Source organism: Microbacterium sp. GXF6406 (assembly GCF_054798215.1).
In genome coordinates this window covers 49,582-67,436 of sequence record NZ_JBSJZH010000015.1, presented here as the reverse complement: position 1 = coordinate 67,436, position 17,855 = coordinate 49,582, and the positions used below count along the sequence as shown (strand labels likewise).

Genomic DNA, 17,855 nt, shown 5'->3' with positions numbered 1-17,855 from the left:
TTACGCTGGCCTGGAATCAGCCCACCCGGCCCCTGCCGGACAAGGCTCCCGATAGGAACGAAAGTCAGGCCGATTCAAACTGCGAGCGGGACGCCTCCGGGAAGCACGCCGCTGTCGCCGCCTCGGGCGGAGACCGAGCACCCGGTTCCTGCGCCCGGGTTCGAGATCGACAAGACGGCCGATCCGGTCGGCGGATCGATCGTTCGTCCTGGCCAGAGCATCACCTACACGGTGTCGGGAGCGAACACGGGCGGTACGGTTCTGGACCCGGTGGTCATCACCGACGACCTGGATCGTGTGCTCGGTCACGCCGACTACAACCGGGACGCGAAGGCCGTCATCGGAGATCGGGACGTCTCCGACGGCATCCGATACGACGCTGCCGCGGAGACGATCTCCTGGACGGGAGCGCTCGAACCGGGTGAGAGCGTCCAGCTCGTCTACTCGGTGACGGTCAAGGCGGGTGCGTCGACCGGGATGATCGAGAACCGCGTGTCCGGATCGGCGACGCCTCCCGGAAACGATCCGCTGACCCCGCCGGACAAGCAGGTCGTGCACCGTGTCGGTGTCGCGCTCGCGACGACGGGACTGGCCGGAGGAGACATGGCTGTCATCATCGGCTTCAGCATGCTGATGATCCTCACCGGTGCTGCGATCGCTGTACGGGTGCGCAGGCGACAGGAGGTCTGACACGAGAATGCGGCTACTTCCCCATCAGGAGCAGCCGCATTCGTGTGTTCGAAACGCTGAATCGGGAGGACATATTCCTGATGAATGGTCGGCCACGAGGCCACAAATGAACGGAGCATCATGGGTCACGACAAGAACGAAGAGCTGCGCGATGATCGCGAGAAGCAGGACGAGCACCGTCAGGAGCAGCGCGACGATGCTTTCGACAAGGACGGTGGGGTGAGCGACATCGGCTCGCAGGATGAGCGCCGTCACGAGGGCCTGCCCCACCACTGACGCATGACGGCGAACGCCCCGTGGCCCGATGCTCCGCATCGCCCCGGGGCGTTCGTCATCGCGGGTGGCTCAGATCCACTTGCTGCGCTTGAAGACGGCATACAGGAGAACCGCGAGAGCGAGCATCAGACCGATCGCGAATCCATAACCCCAGATCCAATTCAGCTCCGGCATGATCGTGAAGTTCATCCCGTAGAGGCCGCTGATGAGCGACGGGGCGAAGAGGATCGCCGCCCAGCCCGAGATCCTCTTCATGTCCTCGTTCTGACGCTGGTTCACGAGCGTGGCGTTCACGCTCAGGATCTGCGCGAGCGCTTCACGGAGCATGCCGACGCGACTGGCAACCCGCTCGAGGCGGTCAGCGACGTCATCGAGGCGCGTCTGGACCTCGTCGTTGGCGGCGTCGTCTCCATCGTCCTCGGAACGCAGCGTCTCCACAGCATCCGTCATCGATGCGAGCGCCTGCTGCATCTCCACGACCTCGCGGCTGAGGCGGTAGATGCGCTCCGCGACGGAGAGGTCTCCGCTGAACACCTGGCGCTCGATCTGCTCCTTGTCGTTCGTGATCCCGCGGATGACGGGTTCGTAGCCATCGACGATCGTGCCGAGGAGAAGCGAGATGACCGCGAGGGGCCCCTGGCTCAGCAGCGCCCGGTCCGCGAGCAGGGCTCGCTGGCTGCGCCCGAAATCGACGCTGTCGCGACCGGATGCTGTCGGGGCGGATGCCGCGGTGACCCAGCCGTCGTTGTGGCAGATGATTGCTACGGCATGGGCCCGCAGAAGGATATGGAATTCGCCGAACTCCACTTCTTCTGTCTCATCGACATAGCGTGCGGCGTGCGCGACGAGGAAGAGCGTATCGTCATAGCGATCGAGCCGGGGACGCTGATCGGCGTGCCGGAGGTCTCGCTGGAGAACAGGGTGGAGGTCCCATGCTTCGGCCAATTCTTCGATTTGTTCAGGGGTCGGACTCGCGTAGAGGAACATCGCCATGTGGCCGGAGTTCGCCTGAGCGAAACGGGTCGCCCCGGCGACGCCCACGCCGGCGGGAACAGGGGTCGGCGAACCATCGACGACATAGCGTGCGAGCTTTCCGCGCACGAAATCCGGATCGTCTCCGGCTGCGTGCTCCCGGTGCGATGCCCCCTCGAAACCCAAATATTCCAGCCACGTCTTTCGCACGACCATATCCCCCGAGATGATTTGCCTTGAAGCCGGACCGCTTCGAGCGGAAGCCTAGCGAATATCGGGCGTCATATTCCGGCTCACGCGAAAAGAAGAGGCTGCCGGGTTCTGAACCGCGCTAATGTCGGAGCACTGATAAGACTGGCCTGGAGGAGCACGTATGTCGGGGGAAACAGCAGAGACGGCATCTGCGCAGAAACGAAGGAAAAGCACGATCCTTCTTGCCGTGAAGCTGCTGGTAGCCATGATCGTCGTCGCATTGCCGGTGCTCATCGCATCGATCTGGGTGCCCGGGGTGACGGCCGTGGCCTTCTTCGGAGTTCTCGCGGCGACCTTCGGATGGATGAGCGGCGGAGCACGCGTCGGAATGGGTGTGGTCGCTTCGCTGGCAGCGCTGGGGGTGATCGCCGTGCTTCTGCGCGAGCACACGTGGATTCTCGCGCTCATGCTGATCCTCCTCGGCATCCTCTACGGATACGCCGCGGGACGGGGCGTCGGCAAGATGGTGCTGCAGCTGCCGATCCTGGTGCCGTACTTCATGCTCAAGCCGCCCGCGCTGTTCCGCGACCCGCCCGTCATCGACCTCGCCTACGTGGTCGGCGTGATCGTCGTCATGCTCGCGGTCGGGCTGTGGACGATCCTCATCCTGCAGCTGGCGGCGCCCGGGCGGAAGCCGGCGCCGAAGCCGGCGCCGAAACCGCAGATCGCGCTCCTCTACGGCACGATCCTCGGACTCATCTCCGCGGCCGTCATGGTCATCGGAACAACGACGGAGATCAAGACGCACTGGGTGTGGATCACGCTCACCCTGTACGTTCTCGCGGATCCGCAGCAGCTGTACGAACCGAAGAAGATGTTCGGCCGTGTCCTCGGCACGATCGCTGGCTTCACCCTCGTGACGCTGGTCGCACTGGTGCTCCCCGCGGGGGTCATGATCTATCTCGCCGTGCCGGCTCTCTGGCTCTGCGTGGTCTTCATGCTCCTGAAGAAGCCCTACTGGCAGTACACGCTCGTGCTCACCGCGGCGGTGATCCTCATGGACACCTCCGATGTGAGCACCCTTCTGCTCGATGCCGAGCGGCTCGGCTTCACCATCGTCGGCGCAGGGCTCTCGGTCATCGCGGCGTTCCTCGTCAACTTCGTCGGATACGGTCGCCTGGGGCTCGCGGGCTCACAGCGCTGAGAACGACAAGAAGAGCCGTGGGTGGGGAAAACCCCGCCCACGGCTCCTTTTCGATGATGGATCAGATGCGCTGAGCGTGCACGTCGAGCAGCTCGGCGGCATCCTCTTCGGTCATGCCGACGATCGGCTCGCCGTTCCAGACGATGTCGTCTCCCATGGCCTTGAGCAGCTCCACCTTCTGGCCGTGAGAGAGCTTCGCGCCGTGCACGAGGGCCGCCGGTCCCCACATCATGGCGAGAGAATCGTGCCAGCCATGACCGATGTCGTGCACGTGGAGAAGATCGTGCAGTGACGTCTTCAGGTGCTTGATGGGCTCGGTGAAAGCATCCGCGAGCACCGCGAGACGCACCTGCCGCTCGACGCCGGGCTCGACCACGACCGGCTCCTCGACGTCTCCGGTGAGCGCGTCGACGAACTCGGCGGTCTCCAGCAGGATCACGCCGTTCGTCGGGCGCGGGTTGCACTCGATCGCGTAGAGCTCGCCGTGGTGGTTCACGAAGTCGAAGGACAGCTGGCCGGTGAAGTTCGGGTCGAGCTCGTCGACGAGCTTCTGGGTGTACTCGAGGGTCTTCGTGCTGTCCTCGGCGAGGAAGGTGATGCCGGTGCTGTGCGCCCACTGCTCGGGGGCGCTGTAGGTGCACTGCGCGGTCACGCGGCCGTCGACGATGACGCTGTATGTGCAGATCATGGGGCCGTCGGTGAACGGCTGGACCAGCCACGGCTGCTCGGGGGTGGGGTGGCAGTCCTCGACCGACATCTTGCCGGCGAGCGGGCCCGTGTTGGTCAGGAGGCCGACGCCGCCGCGCGAGTACACGGCGCGGGCGAAGAACTGGGGGAAGCGGTCGATCGCCGCGTGCAGCTCGTCCTCGTTCGAGACGACCACGGTCTCGGGGATCGGGACGCCGGAGCGCTCGACGAGGCGCTGGAAGCTGCCCTTGTCGTGGAGCTGAGCCAGAGCGCCGAATTTTCCGGCGAACAGGCGGACGCCCTCGGGGAGGTCGTGCTCGCGGGCTGCGAGGTAGAAGGCCTCCTCGAACGTCGGGATGATCAGATCGATCTGATGCGCAGTGACGATCCGGTTCACATCCTCGATGAATTTGTCGGTCTCGAATCGCGGAGAAGCCGTGACTTCGTGCGCTGCGAGGAAGCGCGAGTGGCTGCCCATCGCACCTGAGAACGTGTCGGCTGCGACGACATAGTGACCAGTGCTGCCGAGCTTGCGGATGATGTCGAGGGCGAACGTATTACGAGAACTGGTTACCAGGATGCGCATCGAGCGTCCTCTCAAAACAGTGGTGCATAAACATTTCACGCACGACCCTAGCGGATAGTGGGGCCCCAAGGGTGAGCCATGAGCTCGCGGAGGCGTCGTTGCAGAAAATTTGCCAAAAGATCCGAGGGCACTGCTAGTGTGGCGGCGTAATCGAACTGACGCACCGGGGGGTGAGGGTATAGCTCGCGCATTTTCTTGATATTCATTTGCGCGCACAGTTGTTCCGATTGGTCTGCTGTTGTGCTCCTTCAGCATTCCCGAAATCCCGCTGTCATTCCCGAGAGGAATACCCATGTCAGAACGTTTCCGCATCGCTTCCGAGCAGAGCTCCGATGCCTCGGTCGAACTCGCCCCGGTCTTCACGCGCCCCGGAGAGGCATCCGTCCTCCCGAAGTTCAAAATGCCCACCAGCATGATGGAGTCGGACACGGCCTATCAGATCGTGCACGACTCGGCGATGCTCGATGGCAACTCCCGTCTGAACCTCGCCACGTTCGTCTCGACGTGGATGGACGAGAACGCGCAGAAGCTGTATGTCGAAGCAGCTGACAAGAACATGATCGACAAGGATGAATACCCGGCGACCGCGGAGATCGAGGATCGCTGTTGGCGGATCATCGCAGACCTGTGGAACGTTCCGAACCCGGACGACACGATCGGCACGTCGACCATCGGGTCCTCCGAAGCCTGCATGCTCGGCGGACTCGCGCTCAAGCGTCTGTGGCAGGAGCGCCGCAAGGCCGAGGGCAAGTCGACCGAGAAGCCGAACCTCATCCTCTCCGCCGGCGTCCAGGTCGTCTGGGAGAAGTTCTGCAACTACTGGGATGTCGAAGCCCGCTACGTGCCGGTCACCGAGGATCACCTCGTGCTCGACGGCTTCGAGCTCGAGAAGTACGTCGACGAGAACACGATCGGTGTCGTCGCGATTCTCGGCCAGACCTACACCGGCCTGTACGAGCCGGTCAAGGAGATCGCGGCCAAGCTCGATGAGATCCAGGCCAACACGGGCATCGACGTGAAGATCCACGTCGATGGTGCGTCCGGCGGCATGGTGGCACCGTTCTGCCAGCCCGACCTCGAGTGGGACTTCCGTGTCGACCGGGTCAACTCCATCAGCACCTCCGGGCACAAGTACGGGCTCGTCTACCCGGGTGTCGGCTGGGTCGTCTGGCGCAACAAGGCCGTCTGCCCGGAGACGCTGATCTTCCACGTCAGCTACCTCGGGGGCGACATGCCGACCCTCGCGCTCAACTTCTCGCGCCCGGGCGCACAGGTGCTCCTGCAGTACTACCAGTTCCTCCGCCTCGGCCGCGAGGGCTACACGTCGATCCAGCAGGGCTCGATCGACGTCGCGACCTACCTGTCCTCCGAGATCGCGAAGCTGCCGGACTTCGAGCTCATCAGCAAGGGCGACACGATTCCCGTGTTCGCCTGGCGCTTGACCGCGGGGGAGCGCAACTGGGACCTTCACGACCTGGCCGACCGACTTCGCATGCGCGGCTGGCTCGTTCCGGCCTACCCGATGCCCGATGACATTGCCGACATGATCGTGCAGCGCATCGTCGTCCGCTCGGACCTCAGCAAGGACCTCGCCAGCACGCTGCTGACCGCGATCAAGGAGGAGGTTGCATTCCTCCAGAGCCTGGAGTCGCCGCTTCCCCGTGAGGCTAAGCGCCAGGCCTTCGCGCACTGACGACTGAGTGCACCGGTGGTGGGCGCCGATACATGGCACCCACCACCGGTAGCAGCGGACCCGAACGGAATCATCGATGACCACGAAGCACAGCGCGAGAGCGCCGTTCCTCACCCCGAATCTGACCAAGCAGAGCATTTACTTCATCATCGGAGGCTCGCTCTTCGCGATCGGGTCGGCCGCGTCGATCTGGGGATTCGGGAGCGTCGCGTTCACGAACTGGGTGTGCTTCATCGGCGCCTGGTTCTTCACGACAGCCGGACTCTTCCAGCTTTTCCTCAGCGGGGATGCGACGGTGAGCTTGGGTGCCGGGCAGGGGCGCGCATTCCGTGCTGAATGGTTGGCGGCCGCCACGCAGAGCTTCGGCACCATCCTCTTCAACGTGAGCACCACGACGGCGCTCACGGCGAAGAGCGTTGCCGTCGAGAAGCATTTCGTCTGGAATCCGGATGCCGGCGGCTCCGCGGCCTTCCTCATCAGTGCGTTCTTCGTCTACGTCGCCTTCTACCGGGATGAAGACACTCTCTGGGGGCCGAAGCAACCCGGATGGTGGTCCGCGCATGTCAACATGATCGGCTGCATCGCATTCGGAATCTCCGCCGTGGGGGCGTTCATCCTGAACGACGGTTCCACGAAGAATGCCGGAATCGCGAATTGGGGAACATTCATCGGTGCGCTCTGCTTCGTCGGGGCATCCGTCATCGCACTACCGCAGATGCCGTGGAACCGCGCACAGCAGTTCTCGCGGCCTATTGCCGCATGAAAATTTTCACGACCAGTTGACGCTGCGTTCCCGCAGCATCAGAAGAAAGGGATCCCAACACATGTGCACACGAGTACTCTGGCCTGATGCGAATGGCTCGGTCATCGTCGGCCGAAACATGGATTTCCACATGGATCTGCTCACCAACCTGTGGAAGATGCCGCGAGGAATCGAGCGCAAGGACGGCGCCAACGGAAAGCTCACGTGGACGTCCAAATACGGCAGCGTCATTGCGACCGCATTCGACCTGATCGCCACGGACGGCATGAATGAGGAAGGCCTCGCCGGACACATCCTGTGGCTGGCGGAGTCGAATTACGGCAAGCCGGAGGAATCCGACCTGCAGCTGAGCCAGTCGGTCTGGCTGCAGTACTACCTCGACAATTTCGCGACGGTCGCGGAAGCAGTGGAGTGGACAACGGAGAACGACGTCCGCATCGCCCAGCTCTTCGACCCGACGGGCCACATGGTGCCGACGCTGCACCTCGCGCTGAACGATGCGACCGGCGACTCGGCGATCATCGAGTACACGGATGGCAAGGCGGATGTCTATCACAGCCGTGATTACAAGGTCATGACGAACTCCCCGACCTTCGACAAGCAGCTCGAGCTCGTCAAGGAGATCGACGGTCTCGGAGGCGAGAAGCCGCTTCCCGGCTCGACCCTGGCGTCCGACCGCTTCGCCCGCGCCTCGTACTACGTGGAGCACCAGGTGCAGCCGAAGAACCAGCTGCAGGCGATGGCGGCGATGTTCAGCATCATCCGCAACGCCGCGCAGCCCTTCCGCACGCCGGAGCCCGGCAAGCCGGACGCCTCGCAGACGATCTGGCAGGTCGTCGCCGACATGACCAACAAGCGCTATGCGTTCGAGTCGACGACCCGTCCGAACATCGTTTGGGTCGACTTCGAGAAGATGAGCTTCAAGGAGGGCACCGAGATCCTCAAGCTCGACCTGATCAGCAAGCTCTCCCTCGAGGGCGGCCTCGCCGGCGACTGCAGCCACAAGTTCGAAGCGGTCGGCGAGCTCGGTCTGGACCTCGTCGAAACCGGCCGTCAGGCACTCGAGTTCGTCGCGCGCAAGCAGGACGAATTCGCTCAGCTGGCCAAGGGGCTCAAGGCCCTGAAGCCCTCGCTCGCAGGCTGACCCCAGCACCTGCGTTCAGAGGAGTAGGCGTCACCCGAGAAGGTGGCGCCTACTTTTTTGCGGTCGGCACGGGGGCAACCTCTGCGGCGCCCTCTTCCCGAGCGAGGAGGAAGACGCCGATGGTCGCGATGATTCCCGCTGCGGCGATCGCGAGGAGCGACCAGATCGGTGCGTTCGTCGCCTCATGCAGGATCACGATGCCGATGAAGACGGAGACGGCGGGGTCGATGACGGTGGTGCCGGCGACGACGACATCCGAGGGATTGCACGTGTAGGCCTTCTGCACGAAATAGATGGACAGGCCCGATGCGACGCCGACGCCGAGGAGGCAGAACAGCGTCAGGATGCCTTCGCCGTCCAGGTGGAAGCTGTGCCCGGCGAAGTCGGCCTGCACCCGGAGGATCACGGTCTTCCCGAGAGCCGCGACGAAGGCGGAGAAGAGACCGCCGAACAGCACATAGATGATCGGCGTCAGACGCGAGGTGGCCCTGCCGATGAGGAAGACGGCGCCGGCGAGCACGAGTGCGACGCACAGCGCGATGAGGATGCCGATGAGCTCGGCATCCGTGATGGCCTTCTGCTTGCTCACCTGCGAGGCGATGATCACATACGCGATGACGCCGATCAGGCTGAGCGATACCGCGCGGTAGATGCCGCGCGTGGGCATCGTTCCGGTCGCCTTCGCTCCGAGGAAGACGGCGAAGACGAGGGCGAGGATGCCGATGGGCTGAACGAGCATGAGCGGCGCGAAGGCGAGGCTGGAGATCTGCAGCAGGATCGCTATGCCGTAGAAGACCGTGCCGAGCAGCCAGATGGGAGTGCGCAGCATGGTGAGGAACAGTTTCCGGGTGCCCGTATTCGCGGTGGCGACCATAACGCCTTTTGCCTGCCAGAAATTGCCGAATGACAGTGCCGCGGCAGAAAGCACTGCCAGACCGATCCCCAGCAGGTGCATGGTGGTGTGTGACAACGGAATACCTCTCAACGCTGGACGGCCGCGGGCGGAGTCAGTCTATCCATGCACGCGCGCCGAGTTCGGGTAGGCATTTTGTTCACGCGGGCGGCCGAAGAATATTTCTGCCACTAGGGTAGTGCGCAGAAGTGCTGAGAAAGACCGGATGCGTTGAGGGGCGATTGAATGAGGAATGTTTGGCGAGTTCTCAAACGCGATGTGAAGCGTCTTGTGCGAGTTCCTCTTGCATTAGTGATCATCGGCGGAGCGCTCATCACCCCCTCTCTGTACGCCTGGTTCAACATCACGGCTTTCTGGAATCCCTTCGACAATACGAAGGATCTCAGCATTGCGGTCGTCAATCTCGATGAGGGCGCCTCGAATTCGCTCGTGGGCGAGATCAACGTCGGCGATCAGCTCGTCGCGAAACTGAAGGACAACGACGACCTCGGCTGGCACTTCCTCTCGGAGGAGGCCGCGATGGACTCCGTGCACAGCGGCGAGAGCTTCGCCGCCTTCGTCGTGCCGGAGACCTTCTCCGCCGATCTGCTCAGCATCACGACCGGCGACTTCACCCAGCCGAAGCTCCTCTACTACGTGAACGAGAAGGAGAACGGCGTCGCGCCGGAGATCACCGATACCGGCGCCACGACCCTGCAGACGCAGGTCACCGATGCCTTCACGCAGCAGGTCGCCGAGACCGTCGCCACCGCGATCCGCGAGGGCAGCGAAGTGGCCGAGGAGGACCTCGCGGCCGCCGAGGCCCAGGTCATCAGCGATCTGCAGTCGGTCTCCGCAGTGATCGCCCAGACACGCGGGACGCTGGGGGCGCTGGAGGGCAAGATCAGCGACGCCCGTGCCGGGCTGCAGCGCAACGAGGGCGTCTTCGGTGAAATCGACGTCATCCTCGGTGATGCGCAGACGACGCTCACCGATGTGAACGCGCTCGCCGCGAGCGCGCAGAGCGAGCTGCTGCGCCTGGCGGGCGAGGCGACGACCGGCTATGTGATCGGATCGGCCGAGGTCGGTCAGGCGGCGTCCGGCGCCCTCGAAGCCGTCGGACGCGTGAGCGCAGCATCCAGCGCGATCCTCGCCGCTGTCCAAGCGCAGCAGGCGATCCTCGGACAGTCCGCGGTGCTGATCCAGGGACTGGACCAGCAGCTCGCCCAGACGGCGACCGCTCTGGGGAGTCTCGATGCGAGCCTCGCGGCCGTCGAGGGCGATATGTCCGTTGCGATCTCCGATCTGCAGACCCTCGGCGGCGTCGCGCTGTTCCAGGACCTCGAGGCGTTGACGAACCTCGATCCGGAGCAGATCGCCGCTTTCCTGGCGACTCCCGTGAAGGTCGACCAGCACACGATCTTCCCGACGCCGGCCTACGGTTCTCTCATGGGGGCGCTGTTCATCAATCTGTCGCTGTGGATCGGGGCCTTCGTGCTCGTGGTGATCCTCCGCCTCGATGTCGATGAGGACGAGATCCCCGATCTCACGGAGCGTCAGAAGTACATGGGCCGCTGGTCGCTGTTCGCATGCATCGCGGTGCTGCAGGCGATCGTCCTCAGCATCGGAAACATGATCATCGGCGTGCAGCACGTCAACGTGTTCGCGTTCACCATCACCCCGATCCTCATCGGTCTGGCCTACCTCAGCGTGATCTACGCACTGTCGGTCACATTCGGCTACGTGGGCAAGGGGTTGGCCGTCCTGCTCGTGATCATGCAGATCCCCGGGGCCTCCGGCATCTATCCGATCCAACTCATGCCGGAGTTCTTCCAATCGCTGTACCCCTTTTTCCCGTTCACCTACGGCATCGACGCCATGCGGGAGGTGATCAGCGGGTTCGCGGGGCTCGCCTATTGGAAGTACCTCGGCATGCTGGCGATCTTCGTCGCGCTGTCGTTCTTCCTCGGGCTCGTGATGCGCCGGCACTTCGCCAACGTCACCCGCCTTTTCACCACGCAGGTGCGCGACACGGAACTGTTCACGAGCGAGGACGGCGCACCGACGGGGCGCGGCTACCGCGTGAACCATGTTCTGCGTGCACTCGCCGACCGCGCCCGCTACAACGAGCGGTTGCAGAAGCGCGCCCGGCCGTTCGCACGGTCGTATCGCAGCATCCTGAAGGGGATCGTGGCCGCCGGCGTACTCGGAATGCTGGTGCTGGCCGCGCTGTCGATCCTCGTGCCCAGTGCCAAGATCGAATTCGTCGGACTGTGGATCCTCTGGCTGATCCTGGTCTTCATCGCACTGGTCGCACTCGAATATATCCGGTACAGCCTGCGGCTGTCCGTTGAGGTGGGGGATATGCCCGAAGACAGACTCCGCGAGGAACTGATGGAACTGGAGTCGAAGCGATGAGGGGCATCTGGCAGCAGTTCCGGTCGGATCTGCGTCGCGCGACCAGTAGCGTGATGGCGGTCATCGTGCTGTGCGGTCTGGTCGTCATCCCGTCGGCGTTCACCTGGTTGAACGTGATCGGCAGCTGGGAGCCGTTCGACAACACCAAGAACCTCAAGGTCGCGGTCGCGAGCGTCGATGAGGGCTACACGAGTCCACTGGTGCCGCTCCACCTGAACGTCGGAAGCCTCGTCGAATCGGCGCTGCGCGCCAACGACCAGCTCGACTGGGTCATCACGACGAAGGAGGATGCGGTCGCCGGAACCGAATCCGGTGAGTACTACGCGGCGATGGTCCTCCCGAAGGACTTCAGCGAACGGATGCTGACCTTCTACACGGCAGGATCGAAGCAGACGCAGATCGAGTACTACACCAACGACAAGTCGAACCCCCTCGCGCCGCTGATCACCAGCGAGGGCGCCGACGACCTGACGGCGAAGATCAACTCGCAGTTCATGAAGGAGCTCAGCGACATCGCGCTGAGCCTGGTGTCGTCCATCACGGACAACCTCGGCAGCCCGGAATCCCAGGCGGCGTTCACGAGGATCGAAGCGCACATCAGTGATGTCGGGGCGCAGCTGCGCGCAGCATCCGGCACGGCGACGATGTTCACCGGCATCCTCGAGGCCAGCATCCCCCTGGTCGAGGGCGGAGCTAGCCTGCTCGGCACGGTCGAATCCGAATTCTCCACCGCGACCGGCACCGTGCAGGACGGGCTCACGGCCGCAGCCGATGCGGACCAGGCGATCATCCGGGCGAGCGAGCTGCTCGCCGCGGCGTTCCAAGCAGGATCCACGCAGCTGGGCGAGTTCTCCTCGGCAGTGGACCGGGTATTCTCCGGGCTCGACGCCGGGGCGACGACCACCACGAACTCGATCGGCGTCCTGGTCGATGATCTCGGCACGCTCATCGAGCGGCACGAGGAGCTGCGCGCGCGTCTCGTCGAGGACGTGCAGCCGAACCTGCCGGAGGAGGACATCCCCTCTTTCGAGGCCGTGCTCGAGAGCCTCGATACGGCACTCGCGGAAGAGCGGGATCTGCAGGCGAGGCTTCAGCAGGAAGCGGATGCCGTCGTGCAGGGCAACGCCGATGTACAGCAGTTCCGCTCGGACATCGATCAGCGGATCGTCGGGGCGCAGTCGGCGCTCGACAACGCGGGTGCGGTGTTCACAAACGATGTGAAGCCCACCCTGGACGAACTGGCCCAGACCCTCACCGCGGTGAGTTCGGGCCTGGGCGGCATCGCCTCCGACGTCGCCGGACTCGGCTCGACCGCGAGCGGCGTGACGGAGATGCTCACGAACGCCGCGACCGAGAACGGAGAGCTGGCCAGCGCACTGGGGGATGCCGCGGATGAGGCCGACCGCGTCGCCGGGCTCCTCTCGAAGGCGATTGACTCGGGCGACTTCGGCGAGATCAGCAAGATCATCGGATCGAACCCTTCGGTTCTGGCGACCGCGCTGTCGCAGCCGATCGGTCTGGACCGCATCCCGGTGTACCCCGTGGTGAGCTTCGGCGCGGGCATGGCTCCGCTGTACTCCACCCTGTCGCTGTGGGTCGGAGCGCTGCTGCTGTGCGTCACGCTGCGCGTGGCTCCGGCGGAGCGGAAGGACGACACGGAGCCGAAGCTGCAGCTGCACCAGCAGTTCCTCGGACGCTACGGCCTCTTCGCGGTGCTGGGGCTCATGCAGAGCACGCTGGTCTTCCTCGGGAACATCTTCATCGTCGGGCTCGAGCCGGTGCATCCGTTCCTGTTCATGCTCGTCGGATGGGTGACCTCGCTCGTCTTCACGTTCGTCATCTACACGCTCGTCGTCTCGTTCAGCGATGCCGGTAAGGCGCTGGCGGTGTTCCTTCTGGTGATCCAGGTCGCGGGTGCCGGTGGCGCGTATCCGCTCGCGCTCCTGCCGCAGTGGTTCCAGAACGTCAGTCCGTTCCTGCCGGGAACCCACTCGATCGATGCGTTCCGCGCGGCGCTGGCGGGCATCTACCAGGGCGACTACTGGATCTCGATGCTCCTGTTGCTGGCCTTCGTGCTGCCGATGCTCCTGCTGGGACTGCTGCTGCGCAAGCCGCTGATCGGGGTGAACGGCAAGATGGAGAAGATGCTGCAGTCGACGAAGCTCATGTGATCCGTCCGGCCGATATCGAGGGGGAGTGGAATGGATCTTCGGCGCACACGCGTGCAACGCGCGCTCGCCGTCCTGAAGACGAGCGATGTCGCCGCTCCGACCGGTGAGCAGCATGCGCAGCTGGTCGGAATGCTGGGAGTTCTCGGGCGGATGCTGCTCGCGGGCTCCCAACCGACGAACGAGGTCGCGGCATCCCTGAAGTCGCTGGCGGCGACCTACGGCAACACGGAGCTGCGCGTCATCGTGCTGCCGACCCTGGTGATGATCGAGGATCCGCGGTCGGAGCCCGTCACGACATCGGTCTTCGACGCGAACCAGAAACCGCTGCGCCTCGACCAGGTCGATGCGATCGAGAGGCTGATCCACCGGGCTGCGGCCGAGATGACGCCGCCGGGTGACGTGGCCGCCGAGATCGGCGAGATCGCCCGCACGCCACCGCGATTCGGATTCTGGGCCTCTCTGCTGGGGCATGTGCTGCTCACCGTCGGTTTCGGGCTCGTGCTGAGCCCCACCCTGCCGGCTCTTCCGCTGTATGCCGCGTCGGGGTTGCTCGTGGGGCTGCTGGTGCTGCTGGGGTCGCGCGTGAGCACGTTGGCGCTGGTCCTTCCCGTGATCGCGGCCTTCGCGGTCACGGTCGGATCCGGCCTGGTCGCCCCGGAGATGGCGAGCCAGAGCATGCTGAGCCTGGTGACGCCGGCGATCGCCAGTCTGCTTCCCGGGCTCACGCTCACGATCGCCACCGTCGAGCTGACGAACGGTCAGATCATCGCCGGGGCGAGCCGTCTGCTCTACGGATTCGCGACTCTGGCCCTGCTCGCATTCGGGCTGTATCTGGGCATCGTGGTCACGGGGATCTCCCACCCGCACACGTCTTCCGGCGATCGGCTGGGTGCGTGGGCGCCCTGGGTGGGGATCGTGCTCGTCGCCGTGGGCTATTACCTGTACTCCGTCGCGCCGAAGGGGTCACTGCTGTGGATCCTGTTCGCGCTGAGCATCGCCTATGCGGGCCAGCTCCTGGGGCACATGCTTCTCGGAGCCACGCTGTCCGGACTCGTGGGGGCGCTCATCGCCGTGCCGACGATCTACCTCGTCTCGCATATCGCCCGTGCCCCGCAGCCCGCGGTGATGCTCACCTGCGCCTACTGGATGATGGTGCCGGGAACGCTCGGCTTCATCGGCCTGAGCGAAACGGTGGTCGGCGCGTCCGGTGGCGGGGGAGCCCTGCTGCAGACGATCGGCGGAGTGTTCGCGATCGCGATCGGCATGGTGATCGGAACCGGGATCAGCCGCGATACGGGCGATATCGCGCGAGCATGGCATGGCGGGCGCGGGGCTTCTCATCCGGGTATCCTGGACTGAGCATTCACTACAGGAGGCAGCCGTGATCTTCAGCTTCATCATCTTCTTGGTCCTGTTCCTCGGCGGGCTCCTGCTGATGGGATACGCATTCGACATCGAGGGCTTCGAGGCGCTCATGTTCTGCGCAGGCCTCACGGCCGTCACCCTGTCGATGGCATGGATCATGCGCGAACGCGGTAGCGCGACGCGTCGCGCCGACAACTGGGACGGCGGCCCGTCGGCGCACTGACGACAGAGCTTCATCGAGCCCGCTGGGATGCTTCGGCCTCCCAGCGGGCTTTTGTGTGCCCGGACACCGGCACGGGGTGAGCAGCAGTGGCATCCGTTTGTCGCCTGTTGCCGCATTCGTGCCGGCTGGGCTCGGCCGTCGATGGGCACAGGGGCAACTGGCGGCAATCGTTTGCTGCTGTGATGACGCTCCCTGAGGCTGAGGGCATTCGGATGCTGATCCGTATGCTGCCCAGTTCGAAGGAGAACTTCCCATGCGTTTTTCCTCCCCGGGAATCCGGAGACGCGCGACGGCTTTCGTCGCGCTCGCTCTGCCCGTCGGTCTCGTCCTCACCGGATGCACCGCCGCGGATGACACCCCCGACGCGGCCGACCTCGAGTCGCGGGTGAAGGAGATCATCACCGTCGACGGCACCGAGTTCAAGGACCTCAACGCGAACGATCAGCTCGATCGCTATGAGGACTGGCGCCTCCCGGTCGAGGACCGTGTCGCCGACCTCGTCGGCCAGATGACGCTCGAGGAGAAGGCCGGGCTCATGCTGATCGACACGCTCAACGCCTCGTGCGATGTCGATTCGAACACCTTCGGCACGGTTCCGGAGCTCGCCGATGACTACATCGGCGAGCAGCTCATGCATCGGTTCATCTTCCGCAACGTCGTCGATGCGGGGGAGCGGGAAGCCTGCGAGGCGGGTGAGGGCGGCTTCGCGACGAATGTGGTCGTCACGCCGTCCGAGGCCGCCGAGTTCATGAATCAGGTTCAGGAGCAGAGCGAGGCGACCCGTCTCGGGATCCCCGTGCTCTACAAGTCCAACGCGCGAAATCACATCGACCCGCAGGCGCGAGCGGGCATCAACGAGTCCGCCGGGGCGTTCGCGGCCTTCCGGAAGGAAGCCGGCATCGCTGCCGCAGCCCTCGGAGAGCAGGCGCTCGCCACCGGTGAAGCGACGGACGGCGATATGACGGTCGTCGACGAGTTCGCAACGGTCATGGGCGATGAATGGGCCTCGATCGGACTGCGCGGCATGTACGGCTACATGGCCGATCTCTCGACCGAGCCCCGCTGGTACCGCACGCACGAGACGTTCACCGAGGATGCCGATCTCGGCGCCAACATCGCCCGCCAGCTCGTCGAATCCCTGCAGGGCGAGGTGGGTGAGGATGGAAACTCCCTGAGCCCCGATACCTCGGTTGCGCTGACGATGAAGCACTTCCCGGGCGGTGGGCCGCAGGATCGGGGCCTGGACCCGCACTATTCGTTCGGTAAGGCACAGGTCTATCCGGGCGACGCTTTCGGATACCACCTCGCGCCGTTCGAGGCCGCGATCGACGCGGGTGTCTCGTCGATCATGCCGTACTACGGCGTGCCCGTCGACGTCACCTATGAGGGCGTGGACTACGACGAGGTCGGCATGGCGTTCTCCGACCAGGTCGTCAACGGTCTGCTGCGCGATCAGATGGGCTTCACGGGCTACGTGAACTCCGACACCGGCATCATCAACGACCGCGCGCGGGGCCTGGAGGAAGCGACCGTGCCCGAGCGCGTGGCTGCCGCCATCAACAGCGGAACCGACACGCTCTCCGGCTTCCACGATGTCGCCACCATCACGGACCTCGTCGATGAGGAACTCATCACCGAGGATCGCGTGACGCTCGCGGCGGAGCGGTTGCTCGCGCCGATGTTCGACATGGGGCTCTTCGAGAACCCCTATGTCGACGCAGAGCTGGCGGATGCCACGATCGGCAGCGATGCGCACCGGGAGACGGCGATCGACCTGCAGCGGAAGTCGACCGTCCTCCTCCAGAACTCCGACGGGCTCCTGCCGCTGGGCGGGGACGAGACCATCTACGTGCTCGGCAACGTCGATGCGGCAGCGGTCGAGGCATCCGGTTTCGCCTTTATCGACGGGAACGACCCGGAGGAGTCGCGCACGGCAGCCGATGCCGATGTCGCCCTCGTCTCGATGACCGCGCGCAACGTGGGGACCGATACCTATGCGAGCGATGACCCGGGGACCGGCCTCAACCCGGTGCACGTCAACCCCAGCGTCATCGATGGCGTCACGGGCCTCGATGGGGCGAGTCTCTACGGGGCGGGCGACGCCTGCGTCGCCGCGGGCGCTGAGAAGTGCACGGATACCGGTCTGCGCTTCGGCGGCTCGTTCCCGTGGGAGTCGAGCGTGATCGACTTCACGGGAATGTCCGGCGCCGATTCCTGGGAGGTGACCCCCGCCCTCGACGTCGTGCAGAAGGTGATGGATGAGGTCGGTGCGGAGAACACGATCCTCGACATCTACTTCCGTCAGCCCTTCGTCCTCGACGAGGCCAGTGGCCTGCGCGATGCCGGAGCCGTGATGGCCAACTTCGGAAACTCCACGACGGCGCTCATGGACATCGTCTCCGGCGACTTCGCCCCGCAGGGACGTCTGCCCTTCGCGCTGGCCGGCACGGCCGCCGCTGTGATCGAGCAGAACCCCGACACTCCGGGGTACGACGAGACGGCCGACGGCGCGCTCTTCCCCTACGGATTCGGGCTCACCTACGAGGGCTGACCCGATACGCCCGACGATGCCGCCCGGG

General features: G+C 64.6%; 14 protein-coding genes. 11 read left to right on the top strand and 3 right to left on the bottom strand.

The genetic code is table 11. From position 1 onward, the window contains the following. Window positions 1–15 precede the first annotated feature (15 nt). Window positions 16–690: an isopeptide-forming domain-containing fimbrial protein gene (locus ACWAUG_RS09825; RefSeq protein WP_460802306.1), complete on the top strand. Its 675-nt coding sequence runs from the start codon at window positions 16–18 to the stop codon at window positions 688–690. A 120-nt stretch (window positions 691–810) separates the two neighbouring features. Further along, window positions 811–966 (top strand): hypothetical protein, encoded by a 156-nt coding sequence (locus tag ACWAUG_RS09820; protein WP_460802304.1) that lies wholly within the window; start codon window positions 811–813, stop codon window positions 964–966. 69 nt (window positions 967–1,035) lie between these two features. Here the strand turns inward: ACWAUG_RS09820 and ACWAUG_RS09815 are convergent, their stop codons facing one another. After that, entirely contained in the window at window positions 1,036–2,148 is a 1,113-nt protein-coding gene (locus ACWAUG_RS09815; protein WP_460802303.1) for a magnesium and cobalt transport protein CorA, read from the bottom strand. Between the two features lie 229 nt (window positions 2,149–2,377). Here ACWAUG_RS09815 and ACWAUG_RS09810 point away from each other — a divergent pair, with 229 nt between their 5' ends. After that, window positions 2,378–3,334: an FUSC family protein gene (locus ACWAUG_RS09810; RefSeq protein WP_460802302.1), complete on the top strand. Its 957-nt coding sequence runs from the start codon at window positions 2,378–2,380 to the stop codon at window positions 3,332–3,334. 61 nt (window positions 3,335–3,395) lie between these two features. On the opposite strand, the gene ACWAUG_RS09805 is transcribed toward ACWAUG_RS09810, so the two are convergent. Then, on the bottom strand, window positions 3,396–4,607 hold the full coding sequence (locus tag ACWAUG_RS09805; RefSeq protein ID WP_460802301.1) for an ATP-grasp domain-containing protein: 1,212 nt from the start codon (window positions 4,605–4,607) through the stop codon (window positions 3,396–3,398). A gap of 292 nt (window positions 4,608–4,899) precedes the next feature. Between ACWAUG_RS09805 and ACWAUG_RS09800 the strand changes: the two genes are divergently transcribed. From ACWAUG_RS09800 to ACWAUG_RS09790, 3 genes are all read left to right on the top strand, one after another. After that, window positions 4,900–6,300 carry a glutamate decarboxylase gene (locus ACWAUG_RS09800; RefSeq protein WP_460802300.1) on the top strand — a complete coding sequence of 467 codons (1,401 nt, stop codon included), beginning with the start codon at window positions 4,900–4,902 and terminating at the stop codon, window positions 6,298–6,300. A gap of 76 nt (window positions 6,301–6,376) precedes the next feature. Further along, window positions 6,377–7,063: a hypothetical protein gene (locus ACWAUG_RS09795; RefSeq protein ID WP_460802299.1), complete on the top strand. Its 687-nt coding sequence runs from the start codon at window positions 6,377–6,379 to the stop codon at window positions 7,061–7,063. A 61-nt stretch (window positions 7,064–7,124) separates the two neighbouring features. Continuing rightward, entirely contained in the window at window positions 7,125–8,207 is a 1,083-nt protein-coding gene (locus ACWAUG_RS09790) for a linear amide C-N hydrolase (RefSeq protein WP_460802298.1), read from the top strand. A gap of 49 nt (window positions 8,208–8,256) precedes the next feature. Here ACWAUG_RS09790 and ACWAUG_RS09785 read toward each other — a convergent pair whose 3' ends face one another. Next, a complete protein-coding gene (locus ACWAUG_RS09785) occupies window positions 8,257–9,177 on the bottom strand; it encodes a multidrug DMT transporter permease (RefSeq protein ID WP_460802297.1) in 921 nt (306 codons plus the stop codon). Between the two features lie 168 nt (window positions 9,178–9,345). Between ACWAUG_RS09785 and ACWAUG_RS09780 the strand changes: the two genes are divergently transcribed. From ACWAUG_RS09780 to ACWAUG_RS09760, 5 genes are all read left to right on the top strand, one after another. Then, on the top strand, window positions 9,346–11,517 hold the full coding sequence (locus tag ACWAUG_RS09780) for a YhgE/Pip domain-containing protein (RefSeq protein ID WP_460802296.1): 2,172 nt from the start codon (window positions 9,346–9,348) through the stop codon (window positions 11,515–11,517). Beyond that, the gene (locus ACWAUG_RS09775) at window positions 11,514–13,688 is read left to right on the top strand and encodes a YhgE/Pip domain-containing protein (RefSeq protein ID WP_460802295.1); all 2,175 of its coding nucleotides are present in this window, start codon (window positions 11,514–11,516) and stop codon (window positions 13,686–13,688) included. The genes ACWAUG_RS09780 and ACWAUG_RS09775 overlap by 4 nt, the downstream gene beginning before the upstream one ends. A gap of 30 nt (window positions 13,689–13,718) precedes the next feature. Continuing rightward, window positions 13,719–15,047: a threonine/serine exporter family protein gene (locus ACWAUG_RS09770; RefSeq protein ID WP_460802294.1), complete on the top strand. Its 1,329-nt coding sequence runs from the start codon at window positions 13,719–13,721 to the stop codon at window positions 15,045–15,047. Between the two features lie 22 nt (window positions 15,048–15,069). After that, the gene (locus tag ACWAUG_RS09765) at window positions 15,070–15,276 is read left to right on the top strand and encodes a hypothetical protein (RefSeq protein WP_298039873.1); all 207 of its coding nucleotides are present in this window, start codon (window positions 15,070–15,072) and stop codon (window positions 15,274–15,276) included. Window positions 15,277–15,529: 253 nt separating this feature from the next. Then, complete coding sequence (locus ACWAUG_RS09760) at window positions 15,530–17,827, top strand: glycoside hydrolase family 3 protein (RefSeq protein ID WP_460802293.1); 2,298 nt, start codon at window positions 15,530–15,532, stop codon at window positions 17,825–17,827. Window positions 17,828–17,855 lie beyond the last annotated feature (28 nt).

Excerpts from the sequence above, each read along its gene's own strand:
- ACWAUG_RS09805 (WP_460802301.1), bottom strand. The coding sequence starts at position 4,607 with ATGCGCATCCTGGTAACCAGTTCTCGTAATACGTTCGCCCTCGACATC.
- ACWAUG_RS09790 (WP_460802298.1), top strand. The coding sequence starts at position 7,125 with ATGTGCACACGAGTACTCTGGCCTGATGCGAATGGCTCGGTCATCGTC.
- ACWAUG_RS09780 (WP_460802296.1), top strand. The coding sequence starts at position 9,346 with ATGAGGAATGTTTGGCGAGTTCTCAAACGCGATGTGAAGCGTCTTGTG.
- ACWAUG_RS09770 (WP_460802294.1), top strand. The coding sequence starts at position 13,719 with ATGGATCTTCGGCGCACACGCGTGCAACGCGCGCTCGCCGTCCTGAAG.
- ACWAUG_RS09820 (WP_460802304.1), top strand. The coding sequence starts at position 811 with ATGGGTCACGACAAGAACGAAGAGCTGCGCGATGATCGCGAGAAGCAG.
- ACWAUG_RS09795 (WP_460802299.1), top strand. The coding sequence starts at position 6,377 with ATGACCACGAAGCACAGCGCGAGAGCGCCGTTCCTCACCCCGAATCTG.
- ACWAUG_RS09760 (WP_460802293.1), top strand. The coding sequence starts at position 15,530 with ATGCGTTTTTCCTCCCCGGGAATCCGGAGACGCGCGACGGCTTTCGTC.
- ACWAUG_RS09800 (WP_460802300.1), top strand. The coding sequence starts at position 4,900 with ATGTCAGAACGTTTCCGCATCGCTTCCGAGCAGAGCTCCGATGCCTCG.
- ACWAUG_RS09775 (WP_460802295.1), top strand. The coding sequence starts at position 11,514 with ATGAGGGGCATCTGGCAGCAGTTCCGGTCGGATCTGCGTCGCGCGACC.